General features: G+C 64.7%; 3 protein-coding genes. 1 reads left to right on the plus strand and 2 read right to left on the minus strand.

The genetic code is table 11. The annotated features are described in order from the left end of the window. Positions 1–318 precede the first annotated feature (318 nt). Positions 319–723 (plus strand): hypothetical protein, encoded by a 405-nt coding sequence (locus AC1P6P_RS13595; protein WP_481402986.1) that lies wholly within the window; start codon positions 319–321, stop codon positions 721–723. A gap of 154 nt (positions 724–877) precedes the next feature. Here AC1P6P_RS13595 and acs read toward each other — a convergent pair whose 3' ends face one another. Beyond that, positions 878–2,809, minus strand: a complete 1,932-nt coding sequence (gene acs / locus AC1P6P_RS13600; RefSeq protein WP_481402987.1) for an acetate--CoA ligase — start codon at positions 2,807–2,809, stop codon at positions 878–880. A 50-nt stretch (positions 2,810–2,859) separates the two neighbouring features. Then, positions 2,860–3,228 (minus strand): TonB family protein (locus AC1P6P_RS13605; RefSeq protein WP_481402988.1); only part of this gene is annotated, 369 nt, incomplete at its 5' end.

The following is a 3,228-nucleotide window of genomic DNA, read 5'->3' on the forward strand; positions in this document are numbered from 1 at the left end:
CCCTTGGAGCGGGAACGCGTTAAGGCTCGCAAGTGGCGCGTTCCGGGTTGGCTTGCGCCAAACTCCATCCGAATGGGGGCGTTGCTCGCGCGGCACGCGGTTCCACTGGAATGCGCCATAGCCGCCAACGCCGACCTGAAACACCGGGGCCGCCTTCGCGATGACGGGCCGGATGGGCGGGGTATATAACCTATATGGTTTATATTGTCAAGGGGAGAGTGTTGGCGGGCAGTCCGCTGCATAGCGGAAACCTGCGAAAGCAGTCGTTCCGGACGCGACAACGTTGCAGTCGTTCAAGCAGGTACATATGGTTAAGCTATGCGTGCATTTGCCAGAGCCGTCTTAATCGGAACGCTTGCGGGCGCATGGTTGCCATTGATCATTACCGTGCTGATCGCGGTCTGTACGTTGCCCAAAGGCTTGAACGGCGACGGACGACTATGGGAGTCATTTTGGCTCGCAATTGCGCCAATCACAGTCACACTGCCAATAGTTTTTGGATCGTGCTTGTTGTTGGGGCTGCCGACTGCTTGGTTGCTCAAGCGGTTGAACCGTGAAACAAAAGCGAATTACATTTTTACTGGAGCCGTCGGCGGTTTCATCGTCCCAATTGCTATTCTACTGTGGATGAAGGCAGGTGATGGGTGGTGGCTTGCAATGCTGGGCTCGTTCAGCGGCGGCGTGACTGCTGCAAGCTGGTCAAATTCAATGCAAATTGAATGATGTCCGCCCTCCCCAACATTCCCGACATCGCCGATCCAGTTGGCGGCGCCTGAAATTTGCCGCAGACCCATCACCCCTCTCCAACTTCGGCTAGGCGGCGGGGCCGCCAAGCCTTCGTATCCTCCCCCCAATCGAGGGGGGAGGATTGGGGTTTTCAGGCTTTGGTTTCGATCAGCGTTGCCACTACGCCGGGATCGGCCAGCGTGCTTATATCGCCCAGGTTGCTCGTATCCCCTTCGGCGATCTTGCGGAGGATTCTGCGCATGATCTTGCCGCTTCTCGTCTTGGGCAGGCCGGGGGCGAAGTGGATGACATCCGGGGTGGCGATCGGGCCGATTTCGTGGCGAACCCATTGGATCAAGGCCTTGCGGACCTCTTCCGAGTCGGGTTCGCCGGCGTTGAGGGTGACGTAGGCGTAGATGCCCTGGCCCTTGATGTCGTGGGGGAAGCCGACGACGGCGGCTTCGGCGACCTTGGCGTGGGCGACGAGGGCGCTTTCGACTTCGGCGGTGCCCATGCGGTGGCCGGAGACGTTGATGACGTCGTCCACCCGGCCGGTGATCCAGTAGTAGCCATCCGCGTCGCGGCGGCAGCCGTCGCCGGTGAAGTACTTGCCGCGATAGGTGGTGAAATAGGTCTGGAAGAAGCGTTCGTGATCGCCCCAGACGGTGCGCATCTGGCCGGGCCAGCTTTGGGTGATGCACAGGTTGCCTTCGGCGGGGCCTTCGAGCACCCGGCCTTCGCCATCGACGAGTTGCGGGACGACGCCGAACATCGGCTTGGTGGCACTGCCGGGCTTGAGATCGGTGGCGCCGGGCAAGGGCGTGATCATCGCGCCGCCGGTTTCGGTTTGCCACCAGGTATCGACGATCGGGCAGCGGCCATCGCCGACGACGCGCCAGTACCATTCCCAGGCTTCGGGGTTGATCGGTTCGCCGACCGAGCCGAGCAGGCGCAAGCTGGAGCGGGAGGTTTTCTTCACCCATTCGTCGCCTTCGCGCATCAGGGCGCGCAGCGCGGTGGGGGCGCCGTAGAACACGTTGACCTGGTGGCGATCGACGATCTGCCAGAAGCGGCTGTGATCGGGGTAGTTGGGGACGCCTTCGAACATGACGACGGTGGCGCCGTTGGCGAGCGGGCCGTAGACGACATAGGAGTGGCCGGTGACCCAGCCGATGTCGGCGGCGCACCAGTAGATGTCGCCGGGGCGGTAGTCGAACACATAGTGGTGGGTCATCGCCGCCCAGGTGAGGTAGCCGCCGGTGGTGTGGAGGACGCCCTTGGGCTTGCCGGTGGAGCCACTGGTGTAGAGGATGAACAGCGGGTCTTCGGCGTTCATTTCGGCGGGGGGGCAAGTGGGCGCGACGGCATCGCGCAGTTCGTGCCACCAGTGGTCGCGGGTTTCGTGGAAGGCGATCTGGCTGCCGACATGGCGGACGACGAGGACGGCAGTGACGGCGGGGCACTGTGCGACCGCTTCATCGACATTGGCCTTCAAGGGCACCTGCTTGCCGCCGCGCATGCCGGCGTCGGCGGTGATGACGACGCGGCTGTCGCAATCCTGGACGCGACCGGCGAGCGCGTCGGGAGAGAAGCCGCCGAACACCACCGAATGGATCGCGCCAATGCGCGCGCAGGCGAGCATGGCGATCGCCGCTTCGGGGATCATCGGCAGGTAGATGGTGACGCGATCGCCGCGCTGGACGCCGAGGCGGAGCAGGGCGTTGGCCATGCGGCAGACTTCGCCGTGAAGCTCGCGGTAGGTGAGCTTGCGCTGCTGGGCGGGATCGTCGCCTTCCCAGATGATGGCGACGGTGTCGCCGTTCGTGGCGAGGTGGCGGTCGAGGCAGTTGGCGGAGGCGTTGAGGGTGCCGTCGGCGAACCAGCGGATGCCGAAATCGGCCTGGTGGTACGAGCACTGCGAGAGCTCGGTCCAGGGCTTGATCCAGCTCAGCCGGGCGGTCTGTTCGCGCCAGAATTGTTCCGGTTCTTCGAGCGAGGCCCGGTACATCGCCTCGTATTTCGCGCTGTCCACATAGGCGCGGGCGGCCCATTCCGGGGAGACGGGGTGGAGGCTGGCGGACATGGGGTTCCTCTCGTTCTTTCAGCCCGGTTTTGCGCGTCGCGGGCGCGGCGTCAATAATGCCATGATTGCCGCCAGCCGTAGGTGGCCTCGATCGGGTTGCCGGCGGCGTCGGTGGAAGGGCGGAAGCGGAAGCGGTCTTCGGCGAGGCGGCAGGTGATCGCGTCGGAGCGCGGGTCGCCCGAGGGATCGCGCACCCGGCAATTGTGAACGCGGCCGTCGATGCCGATGGTGAAGACGATGACCACCGACGTGCCGATGCGCTGGTCGCGAGTTTCGATCGGGTAATCGCGGGCGGAATCGATCCTGCCGGCGATCTGGACGAAGCGCTGGCCGCCGCCGCCGGTGCCCTGCCCTGCCCCGCCTGCGCCGGTGCCCGTGCCGCTGTCGCGCGCGCCGGAGCTGGCGGCGGAGCTGGCGGC

This window comes from Rhizomicrobium sp., assembly GCF_056722145.1.